Origin of the sequence: Schlesneria paludicola DSM 18645, assembly GCF_000255655.1 — a bacterium.
Taxonomy (GTDB): domain Bacteria; phylum Planctomycetota; class Planctomycetia; order Planctomycetales; family Planctomycetaceae; genus Schlesneria; species Schlesneria paludicola.
In genome coordinates this window covers 2,836,350-2,856,038 of record NZ_JH636435.1, presented here as the reverse complement: position 1 = coordinate 2,856,038, position 19,689 = coordinate 2,836,350, and the positions used below count along the sequence as shown (strand labels likewise).

The following is a 19,689-nucleotide window of genomic DNA, read 5'->3' as shown; positions in this document are numbered from 1 at the left end:
TTAGGGCTGTCTCGGGTTTGGCATGAAGTAGAAGCGGCCGTCTTCGGCGCCGCCGAGGAAGTCGGGGATGCCGTTGCCGTCGAAGTCGACTGTCGTGGGGCTGACGTCGTGGCCTTCGATGTTTTGCTTGGCGAGCGTGCCCGCGTGCTGGAACTGCCAGTGGCCGTTGACTTCACCGAGGCCTCGATAGAGATCGGCGTTCGAGGAATTCAAGAGCAGGTCAAGTTTGCCGTCGCCGTCCCAATCGACCACGGCGAGTTTGCGGCGGCCGCTGCCGCCTGCCGTTCGCTCGTTAAAGCGAAGCGGTTTGTCCTCGGCGTCGACGAAGACTCGCTCAGGAGGCAGAAGGGCCAGCTTGTCGTTACGGCGGGCGCGGGGGAAGAAAACGAAAAAGCCTTCGGGGTCGAGCATCGCCAGGTCGAGCAGGCCGTCGTGATCGAAATCGAAGACGACGGGCGTCGTGCGCCACTGCGTGACGAGTTCCTTGCCGGTGGGGTTCCACCAGGTCCAGGCCGGTTTGGGGGGCGAATCGGGCCATTCGACTTCGATCGGTTGCAGTGACGTGAACTTCGGTGATTGACGTGTGCCCACGTTTTTCAACCATTGGACTCGTCCCAGGATGGAATTGAGGAGGATGTCTGGCAGGCCGTCTTGATCCCAATCGGCGACGTTCAGCGTGGTGTAACCCCATTTCGCTTCGGCAGGGCCCTGGATGCTGCCGTTCGGGCCGGCCATGATGCGAAATGTCTGACCATCGACCTTCAGGCGCTGGGGAGCGGCCCACTTTGGTTTTGCCACGTTGGGGCCGCTCAGGTTCTCGAAGATTTCGATGTATCCCGACGTATTGCCGGAGACGATGTCGAGGTCTTGATCGCCGTCCCAGTCGACACCGAAGGGCGTGGCGAGTGCGCCGCACTTCAGTGTGTCGGCCTCTTGCTGGAAGTACTTGGGCGGTGCGAACGCCAATTCGAACTTGCCACCTGCGGCGGATGCTGCGCGGCTGACGTTTTCGATGAAGGCGACACGACCGTCTTCGTCACCGACGATCAGATCGAGATCGCCGTCTTTGTCCCAGTCGAAGGCCACGGGGACGATCATTTCCAGATCCATCTTGAGCGGCGCGCCATCGGCCTGCTTCACGCGCTGGCCACTCGCATACTTTGGTTCGCGGCGAGTGCCGATGTTTTCGAAGTAGGTGAACCCGTCCAAAAATTCTCCGCACAGCAGATCCAGATCGCCATCCCCATCAAAGTCGGCGAAGTTGGGGGAAGGGCAGCCAAAGGTATCGACAGGCTTCCCGTCCGCCATGACGGTGACGGGGGGAAAGTACTCGGGCTTTTCCGTTGAGCCTTGATTTCGATGGAGCAGCACGAATCCGTGCAGGGGGCCGTTTGTCCATTGGCCCGCGGAATCCCACGCGTTGTCCCAACCGTATTCGCTCCAATCTTCCACGCCGGTGATCAGATCGAGGGCTCCATCGCCGTCATAATCGACGTAACGCCATTGCCGGTGACGAACCTTGGGACCTTTGGGCTGCGTCCACTGGGGTTTATAGAAATCTGCGGCGATCGGTAGTGGCGTCCGTTTCTCGAGTCCGGTTTGTGCGAAGTTTTGATATTCGAAACCTGGCGTGAGGACTCGTAGTTTTCCGTCCACGTAACTTGGCATGACGTAGTGGACTGTCGAACTGAGTTTTCTGGCGGGCTTAAAGACCGGCATTTTCTGTTTCGAGGTGTCGCCACTGTCATTCACAAACAACCAGACACCGTTCGACGGTTTGTCGGGACACGACACGATCAAGTCAAAATCACCATCGCCGTCGGCATCGCAGGGAACTGGCCAGGCCCAAAGCCCTACACCCAGATCGACGACCAGGCCGGGATTGTTGTACGGCAGCTTTTCCAACCCCTCGGCCAGTGCGATGGAAGGAAGCAGTGTCAGGCAGAAACAGACGAAAATGTATTTCACGGATGTCGTTTCCTTGAGGGGCGCGTCTTTGGATGGAGCGATCAGTCTCTTGAAGTCACGGGGACAGGCACCTTGGCGTTGACGATGTCATGGCGCTTTTTAATCTGGCCTGAGCCAGTCTCCGCTATTTCAAGAGGCGGTTTTCTATCGATCTGCACCGCACATTCGATCGAAGGTCTCGGATAACTCGAAATCGTCAATCTTTTCCAATGCCTGGCGAACTCGCGTTCGCGTACTTTCGTAGACGCAGGAGGGTTTCAGTGCTTCCAGTACGGTCTCGGCAAAGCGTTCTTTTTCGAGTTGTGAGATCAGAAAGTCAATTGCCGCGGGATCGCGAGAGAGACCGATACTCAGTAATAACGAACGTTGGATTTCGTGATCGCGGCAGCGTTTTGAGACGGCGATCAGGGCTTGAGTGGCGGCAGGTTGGCCGCACTGCCCCAGGGCGGCTGCGGCTTCACAAACGACCAGTTCGGACGGGTTGTCGAGGAACTGGGCGATAAACGGAATCGACGGAAGCGCGGCCAATTCCAGCAGGCCCGACATGCAGATGCCGAGAACCTCGATTTCGGGATCGCCCGCATGGAGTTTTTGGCGCAACACGGGGATGGCCGATTCGTTTCCCGTTTCGAGGAGCGCCTTCGTCGCATGGATTCGATCACTGCGTGAACCTTGCAGCAGATCGACCAGGGCATTCAGTTTGTCGACAATCCGGATTCGCCTTGAGATGGCGATCGCAAAGGCGCTGCTGGCGCGAACATTTTCGGCCGTATCTTGACTTTGGGGCCAGGCCGGTTCGACCTGGTGGTAGTGAATTCCGGCGAGATAGATGTCGGGTTCGTCGCAATCCAGCAATCGCAGTGCTTCGATAATCGCGGTCTTGGCCACGCAGCCTTTGTCGGACTTGATGGGATTGGAATGCGAGATCAGTTCATTCCATTTTTCAATCAGCCCGGTGATTTCGCTGGAGAACGCGCGTTCACAGATGATTTTGGCGGCTTCCGCGACGATCAGATGACAGCTGTCATTCAGACTTTTCGTCGCGAGCTCACGAATCTGATCGAGGTTTCCTTCGCGATTGGTCGCTTGCAGTTGACGCATCCGTTCGTCGATCGACACTCGAGGTGCCATGTGCCATTCCCTTTCACAATCGGTCGTTCACAAATCCGAAGACTGCCGTTCGGCGCCGAACGGGTCTCGATGCGATGTCGTTTTTTCATTGGGGCGGAGCCAGTCCCCCGTGAGTTCAGCAGGTTGCTCAGTCGCAGAGACGAAAGGGCTCGGGTTTGCGCGAATTCCAATTCTGAGACTTCGGAGAACGCATCACAAAATGTTTGTGCATTCCCGGTCGATTGTCTACAGTGAATGGTCGGTCGCGGAGTGAAAACAGGAGGGGCAGTTACTGCAAGGGTGCAACCGTTCATGCTGTCCGTTGAAGTTGGTGCAGATGATTGTCGGGGGGCTTGCTTGATCGGGTGAAAAAAAGGGGACAGGCACCTTGGCGTTTTCTGGTGGTATGAAGCTTTGAGTGTTGGCGGAGCCAGTCCCCATTTTTTCACGAGACTGTTAGCGGCTGGATGTGATGCGGAAGATAGAGGAGCCATTCTTGACTTTCGAACGACCAGTTTGGGGCGAACGACCAGGATCGGGGGGCCGTCGCCATCGTCGCACGGGATTCCTTGTTCTGCTCATCAGCGCCGTCTGTTGTGAGTTTGCCGTTGCCGACGACGCGACGGACTTGTTTGAGGCGAAGATTCGTCCCGTTCTTGCGGGGACCTGTTTTCGATGTCACGGCGGATTGAAAGCCGGTGGCACGCTGCATGTCGATTCGCGCGAAGCGTTGCTGAAGGGCGGGGACTCGGGTCCGGCGATCGTACCGGGCAAACCGGATGACAGTTTGCTGATCCAGGCGATCAAGCATCAAGACGGCGTCTCGGCGATGCCGCCCGAGAAAGACAAGACGCTTCGCCCCGACCAGATTGCCGACTTTGTGGCCTGGGTGACAGCTGGTGCGGCTTGGCCCGCCAAGACCGCGGCGTTCGAATTTGAACAACACTGGGCCTTCGAGCCAGTCCGTGATGCGGAGCTTCCCGCCGTTCGGGATGCCAACTGGCCACAAACGAGTGTCGACCGTTTTGTGTTGGCCAAACTGGAATCCGCAGGTGTGCACGCGGCGCCACGAGCTGACAAGTTGACGCTGATTCGGCGAGTGACGTTTGATCTGACGGGACTGCCTCCCACGCCGGATGAGATCGACGCCTTTGTTCAGGATTCGTCACCCCAGGCGTTTGAGACCGTGATCGAGCGTCTGTTGAAGTCGTCCGCGTACGGCGAACGCTGGGGACGACATTGGCTCGATGTTGTTCGCTATGCCGATACCGCAGGAGAAACCGCCGACTACCCGGTTCGCGACGCCTGGCGCTATCGAAACTATGTCATCGATTCGTTCAACGCCGACAAACCGTACGACCAGTTTTTGCGTGAGCAAATTGCTGGTGACATTCTGGCAGAGCAGGGGCCGCGTGAACGCTATGCCGAACGAGCCGTGGCGACCGGCTTCCTGGCGATCTCGCGGCGGTTCGGATTCGATTCGGAAAACTATCACCATCTCACGATTCAAGACACGATCGACACCTTGGGACAAAGCGTCCTGGGGTTAAGTCTGGGATGTGCGCGTTGTCACGATCACAAGTTCGATCCTGTTTCCTTGCAGGATTATTACGGCCTGTACGGGATTTTTGAGAGTAGCAACTATGCCTTTCCCGGGGCCGAGCAGAAGCAGCGTTCACGCGCCATGATGCCGCTGTTGCCTCAGAGCGACGCGCGTCAGAAATGGACCGCCTTCGATCAACGTGTCGACGAACTGGTGAGGAAGCTGTCAGCACAATCACCGACTGCCCCACCGGCCATTCTCAGATCGCTCGACGACTTGGACGGTGATTTCGAAATGCAGGGACCGGCCGCCGGGGGCAGCAAGGGTGTTCTCGTCGGCCCATGGGCGTGGAGCGGTGACATTTCGGTCACCGCGTCGGCTCAAAGCCCCTTCAAACGGGTTTATCCGTTGGGCAAGCTTGGTACGAACCTGTCGAAAAACGGGAATGAGTATCACGTGGGGCGGGCGATTCATCCGTCGAGGACGCGCGAAAACTGTGCGGTGCTCTTCGTGAATCTCGATTTCCGCATCGCCTCGGCGTCGGCCGGCCAACACCGCGTTTGGATCGGCGACGCCGATCAGCACGCTGTCGCAGAGCTTTGGGTTTCGAAAGACGGGATCCTGGCGAAGTCGGGTGATCGAGCCGAGCTGGTGTGTCCGAGCAAGCCGGATCAGTGGCAGAGTCTGCAGTTGATGTTGGACCTTGAACGGCGCGAGCTCTCGGGACGCGTACAAGGGACGAACGAGACCTTGGCCATTCCCGCGCAGCCATTCGCGACGAACTGGTCGGGTTCGATTGATTATATCGGGTTGAATTCGGCGACTGCGGTGGACTCCAAGTTCCCCGTCCTGGAAATCGACAATCTGGCGCTACAGGACGCGCCGTTTCCAACGTCGACGGGCACGCCGGCCGCTCCGGCGATCGATCTTGCGGGGTTGACGCAACAGCTCAAGCAACTGGCCGGGCAAGACGGAGACTTTGAATCTCAACTGGTGGATGCGGCGCCCGATGTTCCTTGGACAGCGGGACCGAACAGCGTGGTGAAGATCGCGGCGATCGCCCAAAGCCCCTTCCAGAATTTGTTTTCGATCGGCTCGCGTGGAATCCAGATGCCGAATCGCGGCGAATACGATGGCTATGGTCAGGTTCTCGCGACGGATTGGAAACCTGAATCGACCGAACGGTTGTATGCGAGCGTCGATTTTTGTTGTGCCAGCGATGCCGCGGGGGGAATGGGATCGTGGCGGTTCTATCTGGGGCACGGACCGGGGGTCTCGGCGGCTGTTGAGCTGTTCTTCAATGGCCACGAGATCACGCGGCGAAGTGGCGATGCGCGGGATGTCGTGCGCCCGTTGCGCGTTGGTGAGTGGTACCAGCTGCAGCTGTCGCTGAATCTGAAAGAAAAAACCTATTCCGGTGTGATCTCATCATTCACCGATCGGACGGAGTTTACGGGAGCCTTTGCGACGGGATGGGACGGCCATCTGGACTACACCTTTATTGATAGTTATGGCCATCGGCCAGGCGTGCGACCTTCGCTTCATGCGGACAATTTCACGATCAGCGAAACGTCATTGTCGCCGACGAATGCCTCACCGATTGCGGCGGCCGGGCCGGACGATGAACGGCGTACCAAAGTGGTCGAAGTCCGTGCGGCCATCAAGGGAATCAATCAAGGCGTGGAAAGCGCGCGTCAGGAACTGACGACGCTCTTTACGGAAGGCCCGTGTGAGATGGCGTACGGAGTCGTCGAAGGGACTCCGCGAAATGCGAGAATCCAGATCCGGGGCGAGCCCGACCAACCCGGGGCCGAAGTGTCACGGGGGTTCATCAAGGTCCTCGGCGGGGGAACGCTGCCGACGGAAGCGAAGGGCAGTGGTCGTCTGGAGCTGGCGCAGTGGATTACGCGTGCCGACAACCCGCTGACCTCGCGCGTCATGGCCAATCGTATCTGGCAAAATCATTTCGGAACGGGGCTCGTCAAAACCTCGAATGACTTCGGTGTTCGTGGTTTGAAGCCAACTCATCCGGAGCTGCTCGATCATTTGGCCCAGGAATTCGTGCGAGGCGGTTGGTCAATCAAAAACCTGCATCGTCTGATTCTGAGAAGTGCAACGTACCAACAAGCGGGATCGCTGGCCGTTGCCGCGCTCGCCCAGGGAACGAACGCCAGTGCTTCGAACGAATCCCCTGCGGTTTCTCCAGATTGGCTCGCCTCGTTCCCGCGTCGGCGATTGAGTGCCGAAGAGATTCGCGATTCCATTCTGGCAATCAGCGGCGAATTGGACGCCACGCCCGGCAAAGAGCATCCGTTTCCTCCGCCAGCGAGTTGGGGATATTCACAACACGGTCCGTTCAACGCCGTGTATGACCACGATCGACGTAGCATCTATCTGATGACGCAGCGGCTGAAACGTCATCCGTTCCTGGGATTGTTCGATGGTGCCGACCCGAATACGACCACGGCCATTCGAACCAGCACCACCGTGCCGACGCAGTCTCTGTTTTTCCTGAATGACCCGTTTGTTCACGCCAAGGCCGGGAAGTCTGCGGAACGCTTGAGATCCGCGATCTCCGACGAGTCTGGACAAGTGGAACGTGCTGTCAGGTTGGTGTTGGGACGTCAGCCGACCGGTGATGAACGAGCCGACGCTACCGAGTTTCTGCAAGCGTATCGTACGGAGCTGGTGGCGGCGGGGCAGGACAAAGTCGAAGAGCGGGCGTTGGCTGCGTATGTGCGGACCTTGTTTGGCAGCAATGAATTTCTGCATGTGGATTAATCAACGATGAAAGATCATAAAGCTTTCGACCCAACCCGCCGCGGAATGCTACGATCCATGGTTGGTGGATCATTGCTTCTGCCAGGGATTGTCTCACAGTTGCTGGCCGAGGACGCGGGCTCGCCGCGGGCCGATGATCCGCTCGCGCCCAAGCCGACGCATTTTGCGCCCAAAGCGAAGCGTGTGATTTTCCTGTACATGAGCGGCGGCGTGTCGCACATCGAATCGTGGGACCCCAAGCCTAAGCTGTATCAGGAAGCGGGTAACTCTGTCAGCGTGAATGAATTCCAGGGGCGAAAGGGCGATTTCAAAATGCGCCTGACTCGACCGCAATTTGAATTTTCTCGTTATGGGAAATGCGGCACGGAAGTCAGTTCGCTGTTCCCGCACATGGGTGAATGCGTCGATGATTTGTGCGTGATTCGCTCGATGAAATCGGACCACACGAATCATTACGAAGCGACGCTGGGCCTGCATACGGGGTCATTCACATTCGCGCGGCCGAGCATTGGATCGTGGGTCAGCTATGGCCTGGGGACCATGAATCGCAATCTGCCGTCGTTCGTCGTCATCGCGCCCCAAAATCCCTATGCGGGAGGGCAAGTCTGGGCGAGTGATTTCTTGCCGGGCGCCCATCAAGGCACGCGTGTCATTCCGGGGCCCGAACCTGTCCCCAATGTGCAGCGGCGTGTTGCCAGCAGTCGGCTGCAAGAATTGGAACTCGCGCAGATGGCGCGGATGAATGACCGCCATTTGGCAGTGCGTGCCGCTGATCCCTTGCTTACTGCACGCATTCAGTCGTACTCGACGGCGTTCGGGATGCAAGCCGAGGTTCCTGATGCATTTGATCTGACGAAAGAGACCGACGAAACCCTGCAGCTTTATGGCTTGGAGCGGGGCAGCACGGCGGGCTTTGCCTGGCAGTGTCTGATTGCCCGCCGACTGGCGGAACGGGGTGTCCGGTTTATTGAGCTGATTGATGTGGGGTCGTCGAATAACTGGGACGCTCACGGCGATACGGCGACGCATGCACCGCTGGCGAAGAATGTCGACCAGCCGATCGCGGGGTTGTTACGTGATTTGAAACGACGCGGCATGTTTGATGACACGCTGGTGGTGTGGACGACCGAGTTCGGTCGCACGCCGTTTCAAGAATCCGGGACGGCAAAAGGCCGCGATCATCATCACTGGGTCTTTTCATCGTGGCTGGCAGGCGCGGGCGTCAAACCGGGGATCACGTACGGCGAGTCCGACGAGTTTGGGATCGACGTGGCGAAGGATCCCGTGCATATGCACGACTTCCATGCGACGATCCTGCATTTGATGGGGCTCGATCACGAGCGTTTGACGTATCGTCACAGCGGGCGCGACTATCGCTTGACCGACGTGCATGGAAAGGTCGTTCAGGGAATTCTGTCGTGATCGGAATACAGCGAGCCCTCGGCTGATCAGCAGAGAGCTCGTTTGCGGATTTCATCCGGTTTTCATCTGGGTTAAGTGGGGGCTCGTCACGAGACGCCGGCGAGTTCCGTGGCTTTCGCCACGCGGCCGATCCCCAGAATATAGGCGGCGGTGCGAAGCGGAACTTTGCGCTCCTCGGCGATTTTCCAAACGGCATCGAATGCCGCCGTCATCTTCAGTTCCAGTTTGGCGCGGATTTCTTCCAGCGGCCAATGCACGACCGAGCGGTTCTGAACCCACTCGAAGTAGCTGACCGTCACACCACCCGCGTTGGCAAGAATATCTGGTGCGACCAGGATGCCGCGTTCGTGGAAGATCTCGTCCGCTTCCGGCGTCGTCGGGTCGTTGGCGGCTTCGACGATGTATTTGGCTTGGACGATCGGAGCGGTTTTCGCGGTGAGTTGTCCGCCCAAGGCGGCGGGGATCAGTAGATCGCACTTGGTGGCGAACAGGCCTTCGTTGTCGAGCGGTTCCGACTCGGGAAAACCTTGCACGCCGTTGTTCGATTTGGCGTATTCCGCCAGCTTGGGAATGTTCAGTCCATTCGGGTTTGCACATCCACCTCGGACATCGGTGATCGCGACAATTTTCGCGCCCCGTTCAAACAAGAACTTGGCGGTGTAGAGACCGACGTTACCGAACCCCTGCAGGGCAACGGTCTTCCCTTTGAGTTCCTGTCCCAACTGATGGAACAACCGATTGGCGATGATGACGACGCCGCGGCCGGTCGCTTCTTCACGTCCCTCGCACCCGTGCAGTTCCAGCGGCTTTCCGGTCACACAGGCCGGCTGAAAGCCGTGGTACTTTTGGTACTGGTTCATGAACCAAGCCATCACCTGACTGTTGGTGCCCATGTCCGGTGCAGGAATGTCGGTGTCGGGGCCGACCATGTCGTGAATCTGATCGACGAATTTGCGTGTTAGCCGCTCGAGTTCTCCGCTGCTCAGACTTCGTGGATCGACGGCGATCCCGCCTTTGGCACCGCCGTAGGGCAGGTCGACGACGGCGGTTTTCCAGGTCATGAGCTGGGCCAGGGTTTGTACTTCAAGATCATCGACTTCGGGGTGGTAACGCAATCCGCCTTTCATGGGGCCGCGGGCACCGTCGTGCTGGACACGATAGCCGACGAATGTTCCCACTTCGCCATTATCCAAGCGAACGGCCAACTGAACTTTCACGTCGCGTTCAGGTGTCAGCAGCAGCGTGCGCATCCGATCGGAAATCTTCAGATGGTCTGCTGCGGCATGGAAATAGATCTCGGACTTGTTTGGCGTGCTCATGGAGTTTGTCCAGTGCGTCAAATGGAATGTCATTGCAGGGAAGGAATCTCACACTTGCCGTCTATCAGCGTGTTGAAGTAAGGGGGACAGGCACCTGCGCGGTCACGATGTCATGGCGTTTTTTATCTGGTCGGAGCCAGTCCCCGTTACTTCGACACGCTGCTATAGGCATCTTACGCAGCCGGTGAAGCCTCTGATGGATTCAGACTCCCGGTTGAGGCCATTGTTTGCAATCGTCGATCGATGCGAACGGCGAAGACAGGGATTACGGCGTTTGTCGTTTGAGTTCGGTTTCAGGAGGTCGAGACTGCTGCTGTGTGCCGCTGGTCCACTGAATTGAATCGTCATCGGTTCGAATCCGTGTGAGCGGCGAATGGATGTTCTGACTGCGGGGGACGTAGTTTCTGTTCCACAAGTCGGGGGCATTTTCGAGTAGGAAACGCGTCATATCATCGGCCATGTGCTGGTGACCGGCATGCGACCAGCGGGGGGCATAATTCAAAAAATTGACTTCGGGTGATTTTCCAGAGGTTAAGGTCGCCGTGCCATCGAAGAAGAGAATCTTCTGATGATCGGCAAAACGTTGTAGCGCTTTGAACGGGGCGCGGTTTGCGTAACAGGCGTCACGGGCGACTCCCGATGCGAGACGGATTCCGGCGCCGCGACAGCATCGGGCGGAGACCTGCCAAGGCTTGGGCGAGGTGAACAGGGCAAACTGGCAGAACGAGGAACGGCACAGTTTTGCGATTTCGACGATCGGTTCGATGGAGTGGCAGAATCCCACATTGCGTTCCGGACGCTCGTCACGCAGCCATGCATAAGGGTTCAGGTCTGCATCGCGGCTTGATGCTTTCTGGCGTGCCACGCGCGATTTCCATTCGGAGCTTGCGGAACACAGTCCCCAGTCCAGCAGCCGGAATTGCTGCCGCCATTGCTCGATCGGCCGTCCCTTCTGTCTTGCCGTCAGTTTCGGGTGCGGGCAAGCCTGAACGATATGCGATTCATCACAACGAGCCTGACGTCGGACTTGTTGATCATCGGAGACGTCTGACCAGTCAAAATGCATCAGCACCAGATCGGGTTTCAGGTTGAGCAGTCGTTGTTTGAACAGCACGAATTCAGTCAGCGGGCAATGGCCGGGAACTCCGGCATTGATGACTTCGATCGTGGCTGTCGAGTGTTGTTGCAATTGCGTTTGAAGGAGCGTGCAGAAGTGATCGGCGTCGTCCGTTTCAGGGGCGAAGATCGTTTCATCGCCCAGTACGACAATCCGACAGACATCGGACGGCTTGGGGATCGCCGGTTCTCGGCCGCGCAGCCCCAGGCTATTCGTGTGGATTACGACTTCTGACTTCGAGTCGCGGCAGGCGACGCGAGCGGTCGCCAGGGGCATCAGTTCCTGATGACATGACGAGGAAGGGACCGTCAATCGGGAGGGATCAAGGCTGGACGCTTCTGAAGTGTTTTGAATGCGGGTGCCGCCTGCCGCCTCGTACAGGCGCACGCCGACCTCGGCTCCGCAGATCAGCAAGATGAGCAGGGAGGTGGCGAAGGTGAATCGGCGAATGAATTTCAGCCCGGCACGCAGCATCTTCGTGACGAGACCAACCCTGAGACATTCAGAGACGTCGACTCTCGCGTTGGCAATGTCTCACTCAAGGAATGCGAGAATCCATAGTTCATACGACACCAAAATCAAATCGACTTGTTGAACGAATGGGGACAGGCACCTCGGCATTCTCGATCTCAAAGGGTTTTTGAGCCTGTGCGGAGCCAGTCCCCGTTCTTTCAACATGCCGGTGACACAACGGTAGTGCCGTCAAGACGTTGCGAGGTGAGCTCGGTGCCGTGCCTGACATGATGCAGGGGCGATGAGCCAAAGAATGACGGCCGACGGGGGCGATCCCCGCCAGATTTCGAATCTGAAAGTCGTCCGTCGTTGCACACCAAACTCGTCCATGACGGTGTTGCTTGAACGCAATCGGATGCTAGTGAGATAGGAAGATCCAGACAAGACGGGATTTTGGACTGAAGTCTTCGTAAGTAAACAATTGCTATGGGGATCGGGGTTGGTTTGAACAGCTCGCGCCTGGGGCGAAGGCTGGCTGCGCCCCGAGTGAAATTGCCGAGCACGATTCTGGGACAATTCGTTCAAAGCCTCTCGTTTTTGCTGATTGCGATTTCCGTCGTTCGTCGATACTGGTCTGAGGATGCTGCAAGTTGACCCCTGTTGGCCCGAGCAGTATCATTTTGTGGGAGGCGATTTCGGTCGCGTCCACTGAACCTACATCGAAAATGGATTGTCTGTTCCCTCATCATGACACGCGACACGTTCCTCCTACTGAACCTGCTAACTCGCTGAAACGCGGGCATCAGGGAACGTCCAGTCGCATTATGCACAAGTTGACCCTGAGACCGCGTGGTCTCAGGGTTTTTTTATTCGTACACGATAAACTTTGGCTTGATGGTCAGGATTGGCAATCCGGTCAAACGTCTGTGTCCCCGCGGTTTTCTACCTTATTCAGATAGAAGCACGAAATCATCATGTCCGACAACGTCATTATCTTTGACACCACGCTTCGCGATGGCGAACAGTCACCCGGTTGCAGCATGACGACACCCGAAAAGCTGAAAATCGCGGAAGCGCTGGTCGAACTGGGCGTGGACGTGATCGAAGCCGGGTTTCCGATCGCCTCGCCCGGCGATTTTGAAGCGGTCCGGGCCGTCGCACAGCGGTTTGGTGATCGAGCGAGAATCTGTGGTTTGGCTCGTTGTCGCCGGGAAGATATCGAAAGGGCAGGGGAGGCACTTCGCGGGGTGGCGAAATCGCGAATTCACGTGTTTCTTGCCACAAGTCCGATCCATCGTCAGTTCAAACTGAAAATGGCCGAGCAAGAGATCGTCAAAGCGGCCGTGGAGCATGTGAAACTGGCCCGGTCCTTGTGCGAAGACGTCGAATTCTCGCCCGAAGATGCCGCTCGGACGGAGTTGGACTTCTTGGTCGAAGTCGTCGAGAAGGCGATCGAGGCGGGTGCGACGACGGTGAATATCCCCGACACGGTCGGTTATGCCACACCGACGCACTATTTCAAAGTTATTTCGCACCTCAAGCAGCATGTCTCGAACATCAATCGGGCGATCATCAGCACGCACTGCCATAACGACCTTGGACTTGCGGTGGCGAACAGTTTGGCTGCTGTGGAAGCGGGTGCCCGGCAGATTGAATGTACCATCAACGGATTGGGTGAACGGGCGGGCAATGCGGCGCTCGAAGAGATCGTGATGGCGCTCAAGACGCGTCATGACTACTACGGTGTTGAGACAAACATTCATACTCCCAAGTTGTGTGGCCTGAGCCGCCTGGTGTCGAGCACGACGGGGATGCTCGTTCAACGCAATAAAGCGATCGTGGGGCAGAATGCGTTTGCTCACGAAGCGGGAATCCATCAAGACGGCGTGTTGAAAGAGCGGACGACATACGAAATCATGCGGGCCGAGGATGTTGGTTTCGTGGGGGCGAATCTCGTCTTGGGCAAGCACAGCGGTCGGCATGCGATTCGTTCGCGGGTCATCGAACTCGGCTATCAATTGCCGGACGCCCAGTTGCAGCAGGTGTATGACGATTTCATTGCACTGGCCGACAAAAAGAAAAACGTTTACGACGCCGATATCGTTGCCTTGATCGACAATCGAATGAACGTGACGGTGGATCGCTGGAAGCTGATTCGCTTTCACATTGCCGCGGGGACGGGGACGATTCCGACGGCGACTGTTGAACTGCGTGACGAGTCTGCCGCTGCCACTTCGGCCGGCAGCACGACCGGCGACGTTTCGGTCGCGACCTATCGCGATGCGGCGATCGGTGACGGTCCGGTTGATGCGGTCTGCAAGGCGATGGAACGGATTGTTGGCATTAGCGCGGAACTGAAGGACTATCAGGTTCGTGCCGTTTCAGGTGGCGAGGACGCCCAGGGTGAAGCCTCGGTTGAGATCGTCTATCAAGGGCGTCGCTATCATGGCAAAGCGGTCAGTACCGACGTGATTGAAGCGAGCGCTTTGGCGTATCTGAAGGCATTAAATAAGGCGATCAGCGAGCAGCCGACGTCGACACCCGCGCACGGGGTTTAGGTTGATCGTCTGTGCTGTGAATGCCGTGAACGTGTGCCGGGCGGTTGGCTTTTTCCAGTGGAAAGATTCTCGATGAAAGATCGTCGCTTGCTGTTGGTTGTCGCGGCGGGAATCTTGATCGGGCTGGTCTGCGTCGTTCGGGTCCTGATCAACAAGCCATTGGATTACGAACAGCAAGTGGCCGCGGCGACGGTCATGCGTCCTGCACCGCCGTTTGAAGCACTCGATGCGGAGAATCATCTGGTGCGACTGGCGTCGTGGCTGGGACGGCATCGGATCATTGTGTTGTTTTTTAATGGCGAGCGCGGGGCCGATCAGGATTCGGATCTGCTGCGACTCCGCGATCGATACGCGGAACTTCAATCTCAAGATGTGAAGGTCGTGGGGGTGACGACCGCGCTGCCTCAAGAGAATCGGGCGGCGATGGAACGGGCAGGGGGGGCCTTTCCGTTCCCCTTGGTTTCGGATTTTGATCCGCAGTCGCCTGAAGGCATGCTGCGCATTCATCGTCATTGGGGGCGAATGGACCCTTCCAACGAGAAGCCGCTGTCCGGGGCGTTTTTGATTGATCGGAAGGGGCAGGTCGCTCATCTTGGTTCGATTCCAAAGCCCTACGACAATGTCGATCAAATCTTTGATCTCCTTGCGAAGTAATTCGGACATGGATGAGGGGCATGGTCTGGTTGGGCCGGATGTTGGTGATGCGGTGTATTGATTTGTCGTGAATCTGTGCGACGCGTCCCGTCTCGCCATTCGGTGAAGGATTTCTTGGTTCGTTTCTGATGTGCCAGTGCGCGAGCCGCATCACGTTGAGCCGTTTGCGTGACAATCGGGATATGGCTCTCTCTCTGCGAATCCCTGCTCGAAGATGTGCATCGAACGACAAGAACGTTTCTACGCACGAAGACGATTTCAAGATGAATTTCGAGAATGTCGCCGAAGGCATCACATCGAGATTGATGAGCAAGATGTCTGGGATTGAATTGTCGGCCTTACAGGCCTTCTCGTGCTGCTGGGGATGAGCACCCAGCCCGTCAGAGACCTTGCGGTCTCCTTTGGACTGGGCTGGTGGAATGGCTGGGCCTGTGGCCCGCAGGAAATGTCAGGGTTGGCTTCCAATTGGCGAGCCAAAATCGCTCGCGGTGTTGCCCTTCAGAGTTGGCTGCGAGCGATTGCCCGACTTGGTCTGTCCTTTTGCCCAACAGGGCAATGCTTTGGCGATGGTCATTCCCAGGGGAGCGATCGAAAGGATCACACCCCTGGGCTTGTTCACTCCACCACGTTGTGGTGGTCAGAGGGAATCGAGATCGCAAGAGGCGTTACCAAGCGGGAGCTTGGTAACGAGGGGCTCATGAGGAGTGACGCGGGAACTTCGTGACGAGGCCAACGAATCTGTCACGGCGCTGTTCATCAGGGGGGGGCTCTGCACACTGGGCTTTTCGCCTTGTCGGCAAATCAATGGACGGTCTTGACCGAATTTCAAGATTGTCTTAAAAACCCGCCCGCTTCGACGGGGTTGCTGCCCCAAACAGGCGGTTCCTGCAGAAGACTCCCCTCAATTTTCAGTCCGCAGATTCCCTTCACCGCTTTCTGGCCTCATTTTCAGGTAGGAAGGTTTCCATGCCCCGATCATTGTTCGGGCTGACCTCGTTATGGGGCGGCCTCACCGTATTGAGCCTTTGCGGAAACGCGTCGGCTCAATGGTTTCCTGGTAGTGGTTCGGGAAGCTGCGGCTGCTCGTCTCCTACGTTAATGGGACCGCCGCCAATCATGCGGCAGTCTGCATTTTCTTCGGCCTCTTACAGTGCAGCACCGATGTCGGTCGCCTCGTACGGATACAGCGATGCTGTTCAGTGCGGTGCTCCGATCGCTTGCACGATCGATCAACCTGTTCAACAGATGCAGGTTGTCAGTGTGCAGAACGTGGCGCCAGCTGTTACTCAACAGGTCGTGGCCGTCAAGCAGATGCAGCAAATGGTTCAGCCGCTGATGCAGGATGTGGCGGTCACCGAATACCGTCCAGTCAAGCAAATGGTGTCAAAGCCAGTCACGACGACCGATTACATCGATCAGCCTTACACCGTTATGGCTCCTGTGACGGAACAACGGACGGCTCAAGTGGCCTCGGTCGACTATCAAACGGTCACCGAATACAAGCAGGTCAAGAAGCAAGTGGGCGGTGGCTGGGTCACCCAGAACGTTCCGAACACTCGCGTCAGCGCTTATCAGTACGACAATCGTCAAAACGTCATGGGAGCCATGAATCGCGCCAGCTACAACATGCGAAGCGCTTTCACGCCACCCTATCAGCAGGTGCGTCAGTATCAGCAACCACAAACGATGACCTGCACAATTCCGTGCACTCGCAAGGTTGCTGTTCCCACGACGAAGCAAGTCACCTACAACGTGACCCGCATGCAGCCGACGCAGTCGACTCGCAAAGTCGCTGTGACTCGTACGACCTATCAACAGGCCGAAGAGACGGTGATGCAGGCGGTTCAAGTGACCAAGAGAATGCAGGTCGGAACGCGAATCTCGTATGTTCCAACGGGCACCTCGATCAGCAGCAATCCTGCTGGCGGCGGAATCGGTCTGGCCCCTACGCCAATCGATACCAGCACTCAAGCGACGAAGCCTCGTACGGAACAAACAGGCGATGCGAACGGCGCCATCAACAGCGACAGCCTCAACCGCAAGGGGGCTGCACTCGAACAGACCGATCCTTATGGTACACGTTTGGGTGACAACTCGACTCCTGAGTCGTCTCCAGCCAAAACCTTCACCGCAGCTTCAAAGTCTTCACAGGCTCCCTCCGTAGTTCGTGTTAGTCAGTGGGTCGCCCGGACCTCAACCTCGACGAATCCTTCGTCAAATCCACAACCCAGCGGCAAGTCCGCGGCGATCTCCATCGCCGACACCGCTCGGTAAATCACTGCTTGTCTAGTCACATCGCACGATTTTGATTCCCCCACGCGGTGCCGGTTTCTTGCCGGCACCCATTTTTTTCTTTGGGCGATTCGCACGTTCCGAAGTCTCTTCGTGAAACGCAAAATTCCTCAGACGAGTCTTCACTACAGAGGAATTGTCCCCCTCTCTTCAGGCTGTGGACGGTGACCCAACCGCATTTTGCGTGCTGAATTCCCTGTAACAATCCGCTACCATTTTATCTTGAATATTTTCTTAACGACAGATCTGGGTTTTCCACACGTGCGATGACGAGCCGCTTTCCTGTGTTCAGAAAATGCGGTGCATCGACGACGAGAGGAATTTCCATCTGTCGGACGACGAACTCGATGGCGAATGGCGGAGTAGTCTCATGGCGCAGAAGATTTCTTGGCCGCGTCTCCATCATTGTGTGTCGGCGTTTGGATTGCGCGCGGTGCTGATGATCGCGTTCGTTGGTGTGGTTCCTGATAAGGCGATTCCGCAGGCAGGTGCGGCGGACACGCCAACGGCGGAAATTGACTATCCCCTGGGAGTGATCAACGCCGCCAGCATTCAGCAACTGCGCGACAAGGCGACCGTCATGTTCGAGGCGGCGGATCGCTCCGATTTGCTGGAACGCGTTGATCAGTGGATGACGGAAACACTCAAAGACACCAAAGGCATCGATCGCAATCGGCCATTCGGAGTGATGTTTTACCTTCGTCCAGATTTTTTCGGCCCATTGAGGATCAGCTATCTTCCCGTGGCCAATCTGGAGGAGGCTCTTGCGACACTTGCCTATGGGAAGGGGACGGTCGTTCCTGTCGAGGGCAGGGCAGACCGTTTCGACATCCAGTTCGGAGACAACTCCAAGATCCGGGTATTACATCGCTTCAACTATCTGTTTCTGGTCACTCCCGAAGGTGACGATCGAAGTCTGGATCGTGAATTTCCCGATCCCGAGCGGATGACAACGCGGTTGTCGTCACAGTACGACATTGCCGCGTCTTTGATGATCAAGACAATCCCCGAGGGATTGAAGATGGTGTTTCTGAGTTTTATGAAGACTCAGTTGATGGCCAACTTGCAGCAACGCGACGACGAGCCTGAGTCGGTCTATCGTCTGCGTCGAGCCAGCGGCGAGGGTTGGGTTGATCTGCTGGACAAGATTGTCACACAGGGTGAAGATTTCATCCTGGGGAGTCGGATCGACGCAGATCAAAAATCCGCCAGCATCGATCTCGAGATTGCCGGAAGCAAGAACAGCAAACTGGCGAAGTTCTTTCAGACGATGGCCGGCAAGAAAACCTATTTCGGCAGTCTGCTCGCGAATCCCGCAACGCTCACCGTGTCGGCCTCGTTGCAACTCGAAGAGAAGCAACGAAAGCTGTTCGTCACGTTTTTTGAGTCTGCTCAGCGAGATTTCACCGCCCAGATCGGGGGCGACGATCAGGATGAACTTCAGGTCATCATGGCGCCGATTTTCCAATCGCTGGTCACGTCCGCCGAAGTCGGACATCTGGATGCGTTTCTGCAGTGTACGGGAGCCGAGAAGGGGGAGGTTGCGGTTGTGGCGGGCGTGAAAGTGGCGACGGCGCGCGAACTGCCGAAACGACTGACCGAGACGTTGGAATTTTCCAAGGACACCGCCGCAGACGGAAGTCTCGCCACGAAATGGGATTTGAATATGGATGTGATCGATTCCCATCCGGTGCATCGATTGCCCTTCAATGCTCCGGAAAAGATTGGACAGCGTTTATTTGGTGAGACGGCCAATCTCTATCTTTATGCCAATCCCGATGTGGTCTGGTGTGCTTATGGCGGCGGTGCAGCGCTCGGCGCATTGAAAGATGCCGTGCTGTTGGCGGCGGCTCCACAAGACCCTGTACTCGCACGCAATCGCATTCCCCTGCAGTTCATGACTCACGCCAAGAATTGGCAGTTTGCCCTGAACGGCGACGATCAGGAGCCAAGCAAATTCAGTAAGCGTACTGAAGCCTCGTTTCAATCCGACAATGACGGGCTGACAATTGAAGTCAGGCCGACCGATAACGGGGTGCGCATCCGAACGGCGTTCGAAAGTGGGTTTGTGGCTTTAATGGGACGCGGGTTTTCTGCGGGAATCGATGACGGATTCCCATCTCCTCCTCCACGAGGTCAGGGCGCTCGGCGTCGGGGTCAAAATAAGCCCGACTCGGAAACGAAGCAGCCGGAACCGCAAAACTAGTGCTTTGTCAGGCCTGAAAAAGGGATCGGGTGGCTGGGGCCGGACGAGCGATCGCACTGGACGCCCTGGGCTTTCGGTTCAGCCCTTCAGCCCTGGCCACCCCGAGATTTCGGTGTGATCATGCACTCGTGGCACCAGCAACTCTGTGCAGGCAGGTTCGCGAGCATCGCCCGCAGGCTCGTTGGTCTGCTCACAGCGTGTTCATCAATGCGTCATTTTCAGATTAGGGCTCGACGACTGGCTGTGCCACCAAACTCGACAATGCT

General features: G+C 57.1%; 10 protein-coding genes. 6 read left to right on the top strand and 4 right to left on the bottom strand.

Features of this window, described 5'->3' with window-relative positions; translation table 11 throughout:
• Both OSO_RS0130180 and OSO_RS0130175 read right to left on the bottom strand, forming a co-directional pair.
• On the bottom strand, positions 1 to 1,968 hold the full coding sequence (locus OSO_RS0130180; protein ID WP_010586670.1) for an FG-GAP repeat domain-containing protein: 1,968 nt from the start codon (positions 1,966 to 1,968) through the stop codon (positions 1 to 3).
• Positions 1,969 to 2,112: 144 nt separating this feature from the next.
• Complete coding sequence (locus tag OSO_RS0130175; RefSeq protein ID WP_010586669.1) at positions 2,113 to 3,099, bottom strand: HEAT repeat domain-containing protein; 987 nt, start codon at positions 3,097 to 3,099, stop codon at positions 2,113 to 2,115.
• Positions 3,100 to 3,574: 475 nt separating this feature from the next.
• On the opposite strand from OSO_RS0130175, the gene OSO_RS48795 reads away from it, so the two are divergent.
• Together OSO_RS48795 and OSO_RS0130155 are read left to right on the top strand one after the other, a co-directional pair.
• A complete protein-coding gene (locus OSO_RS48795) occupies positions 3,575 to 7,402 on the top strand; it encodes a PSD1 and planctomycete cytochrome C domain-containing protein (protein ID WP_010586667.1) in 3,828 nt (1,275 codons plus the stop codon).
• 6 nt (positions 7,403 to 7,408) lie between these two features.
• On the top strand, positions 7,409 to 8,824 hold the full coding sequence (locus tag OSO_RS0130155) for a DUF1501 domain-containing protein (protein ID WP_010586666.1): 1,416 nt from the start codon (positions 7,409 to 7,411) through the stop codon (positions 8,822 to 8,824).
• A gap of 86 nt (positions 8,825 to 8,910) precedes the next feature.
• Here the strand turns inward: OSO_RS0130155 and OSO_RS0130150 are convergent, their stop codons facing one another.
• Entirely contained in the window at positions 8,911 to 10,143 is a 1,233-nt protein-coding gene (locus OSO_RS0130150; RefSeq protein ID WP_010586665.1) for a Glu/Leu/Phe/Val family dehydrogenase, read from the bottom strand.
• Positions 10,144 to 10,408: 265 nt separating this feature from the next.
• Positions 10,409 to 11,734 carry an SGNH/GDSL hydrolase family protein gene (locus tag OSO_RS0130145; protein ID WP_010586664.1) on the bottom strand — a complete coding sequence of 442 codons (1,326 nt, stop codon included), beginning with the start codon at positions 11,732 to 11,734 and terminating at the stop codon, positions 10,409 to 10,411.
• Positions 11,735 to 12,687: 953 nt separating this feature from the next.
• On the opposite strand from OSO_RS0130145, the gene OSO_RS0130135 reads away from it, so the two are divergent.
• The 4 genes from OSO_RS0130135 (at position 12,688) to OSO_RS0130105 (ending at position 19,423) form a co-directional block, all read left to right on the top strand.
• On the top strand, positions 12,688 to 14,271 hold the full coding sequence (locus tag OSO_RS0130135) for a 2-isopropylmalate synthase (RefSeq protein WP_010586663.1): 1,584 nt from the start codon (positions 12,688 to 12,690) through the stop codon (positions 14,269 to 14,271).
• Between the two features lie 72 nt (positions 14,272 to 14,343).
• Complete coding sequence (locus tag OSO_RS0130130; RefSeq protein WP_010586662.1) at positions 14,344 to 14,925, top strand: redoxin domain-containing protein; 582 nt, start codon at positions 14,344 to 14,346, stop codon at positions 14,923 to 14,925.
• A gap of 966 nt (positions 14,926 to 15,891) precedes the next feature.
• Positions 15,892 to 17,199 carry a hypothetical protein gene (locus tag OSO_RS0130115; RefSeq protein WP_157605535.1) on the top strand — a complete coding sequence of 436 codons (1,308 nt, stop codon included), beginning with the start codon at positions 15,892 to 15,894 and terminating at the stop codon, positions 17,197 to 17,199.
• A 388-nt stretch (positions 17,200 to 17,587) separates the two neighbouring features.
• Positions 17,588 to 19,423 carry a hypothetical protein gene (locus OSO_RS0130105; RefSeq protein ID WP_157605534.1) on the top strand — a complete coding sequence of 612 codons (1,836 nt, stop codon included), beginning with the start codon at positions 17,588 to 17,590 and terminating at the stop codon, positions 19,421 to 19,423.
• Positions 19,424 to 19,689: the final 266 nt, after the last annotated feature.

Bases quoted from the DNA above. Each gene is read 5' to 3' on its own strand.
- OSO_RS0130150 (WP_010586665.1), bottom strand. From the start codon at position 10,143: ATGAGCACGCCAAACAAGTCCGAGATCTATTTCCATGCCGCAGCAGAC.
- OSO_RS0130105 (WP_157605534.1), top strand. From the start codon at position 17,588: ATGGCGCAGAAGATTTCTTGGCCGCGTCTCCATCATTGTGTGTCGGCG.
- OSO_RS0130155 (WP_010586666.1), top strand. From the start codon at position 7,409: ATGAAAGATCATAAAGCTTTCGACCCAACCCGCCGCGGAATGCTACGA.
- OSO_RS0130135 (WP_010586663.1), top strand. From the start codon at position 12,688: ATGTCCGACAACGTCATTATCTTTGACACCACGCTTCGCGATGGCGAA.
- OSO_RS0130130 (WP_010586662.1), top strand. From the start codon at position 14,344: ATGAAAGATCGTCGCTTGCTGTTGGTTGTCGCGGCGGGAATCTTGATC.
- OSO_RS0130175 (WP_010586669.1), bottom strand. From the start codon at position 3,099: ATGGCACCTCGAGTGTCGATCGACGAACGGATGCGTCAACTGCAAGCG.
- OSO_RS0130145 (WP_010586664.1), bottom strand. From the start codon at position 11,734: ATGCTGCGTGCCGGGCTGAAATTCATTCGCCGATTCACCTTCGCCACC.
- OSO_RS0130115 (WP_157605535.1), top strand. From the start codon at position 15,892: ATGCCCCGATCATTGTTCGGGCTGACCTCGTTATGGGGCGGCCTCACC.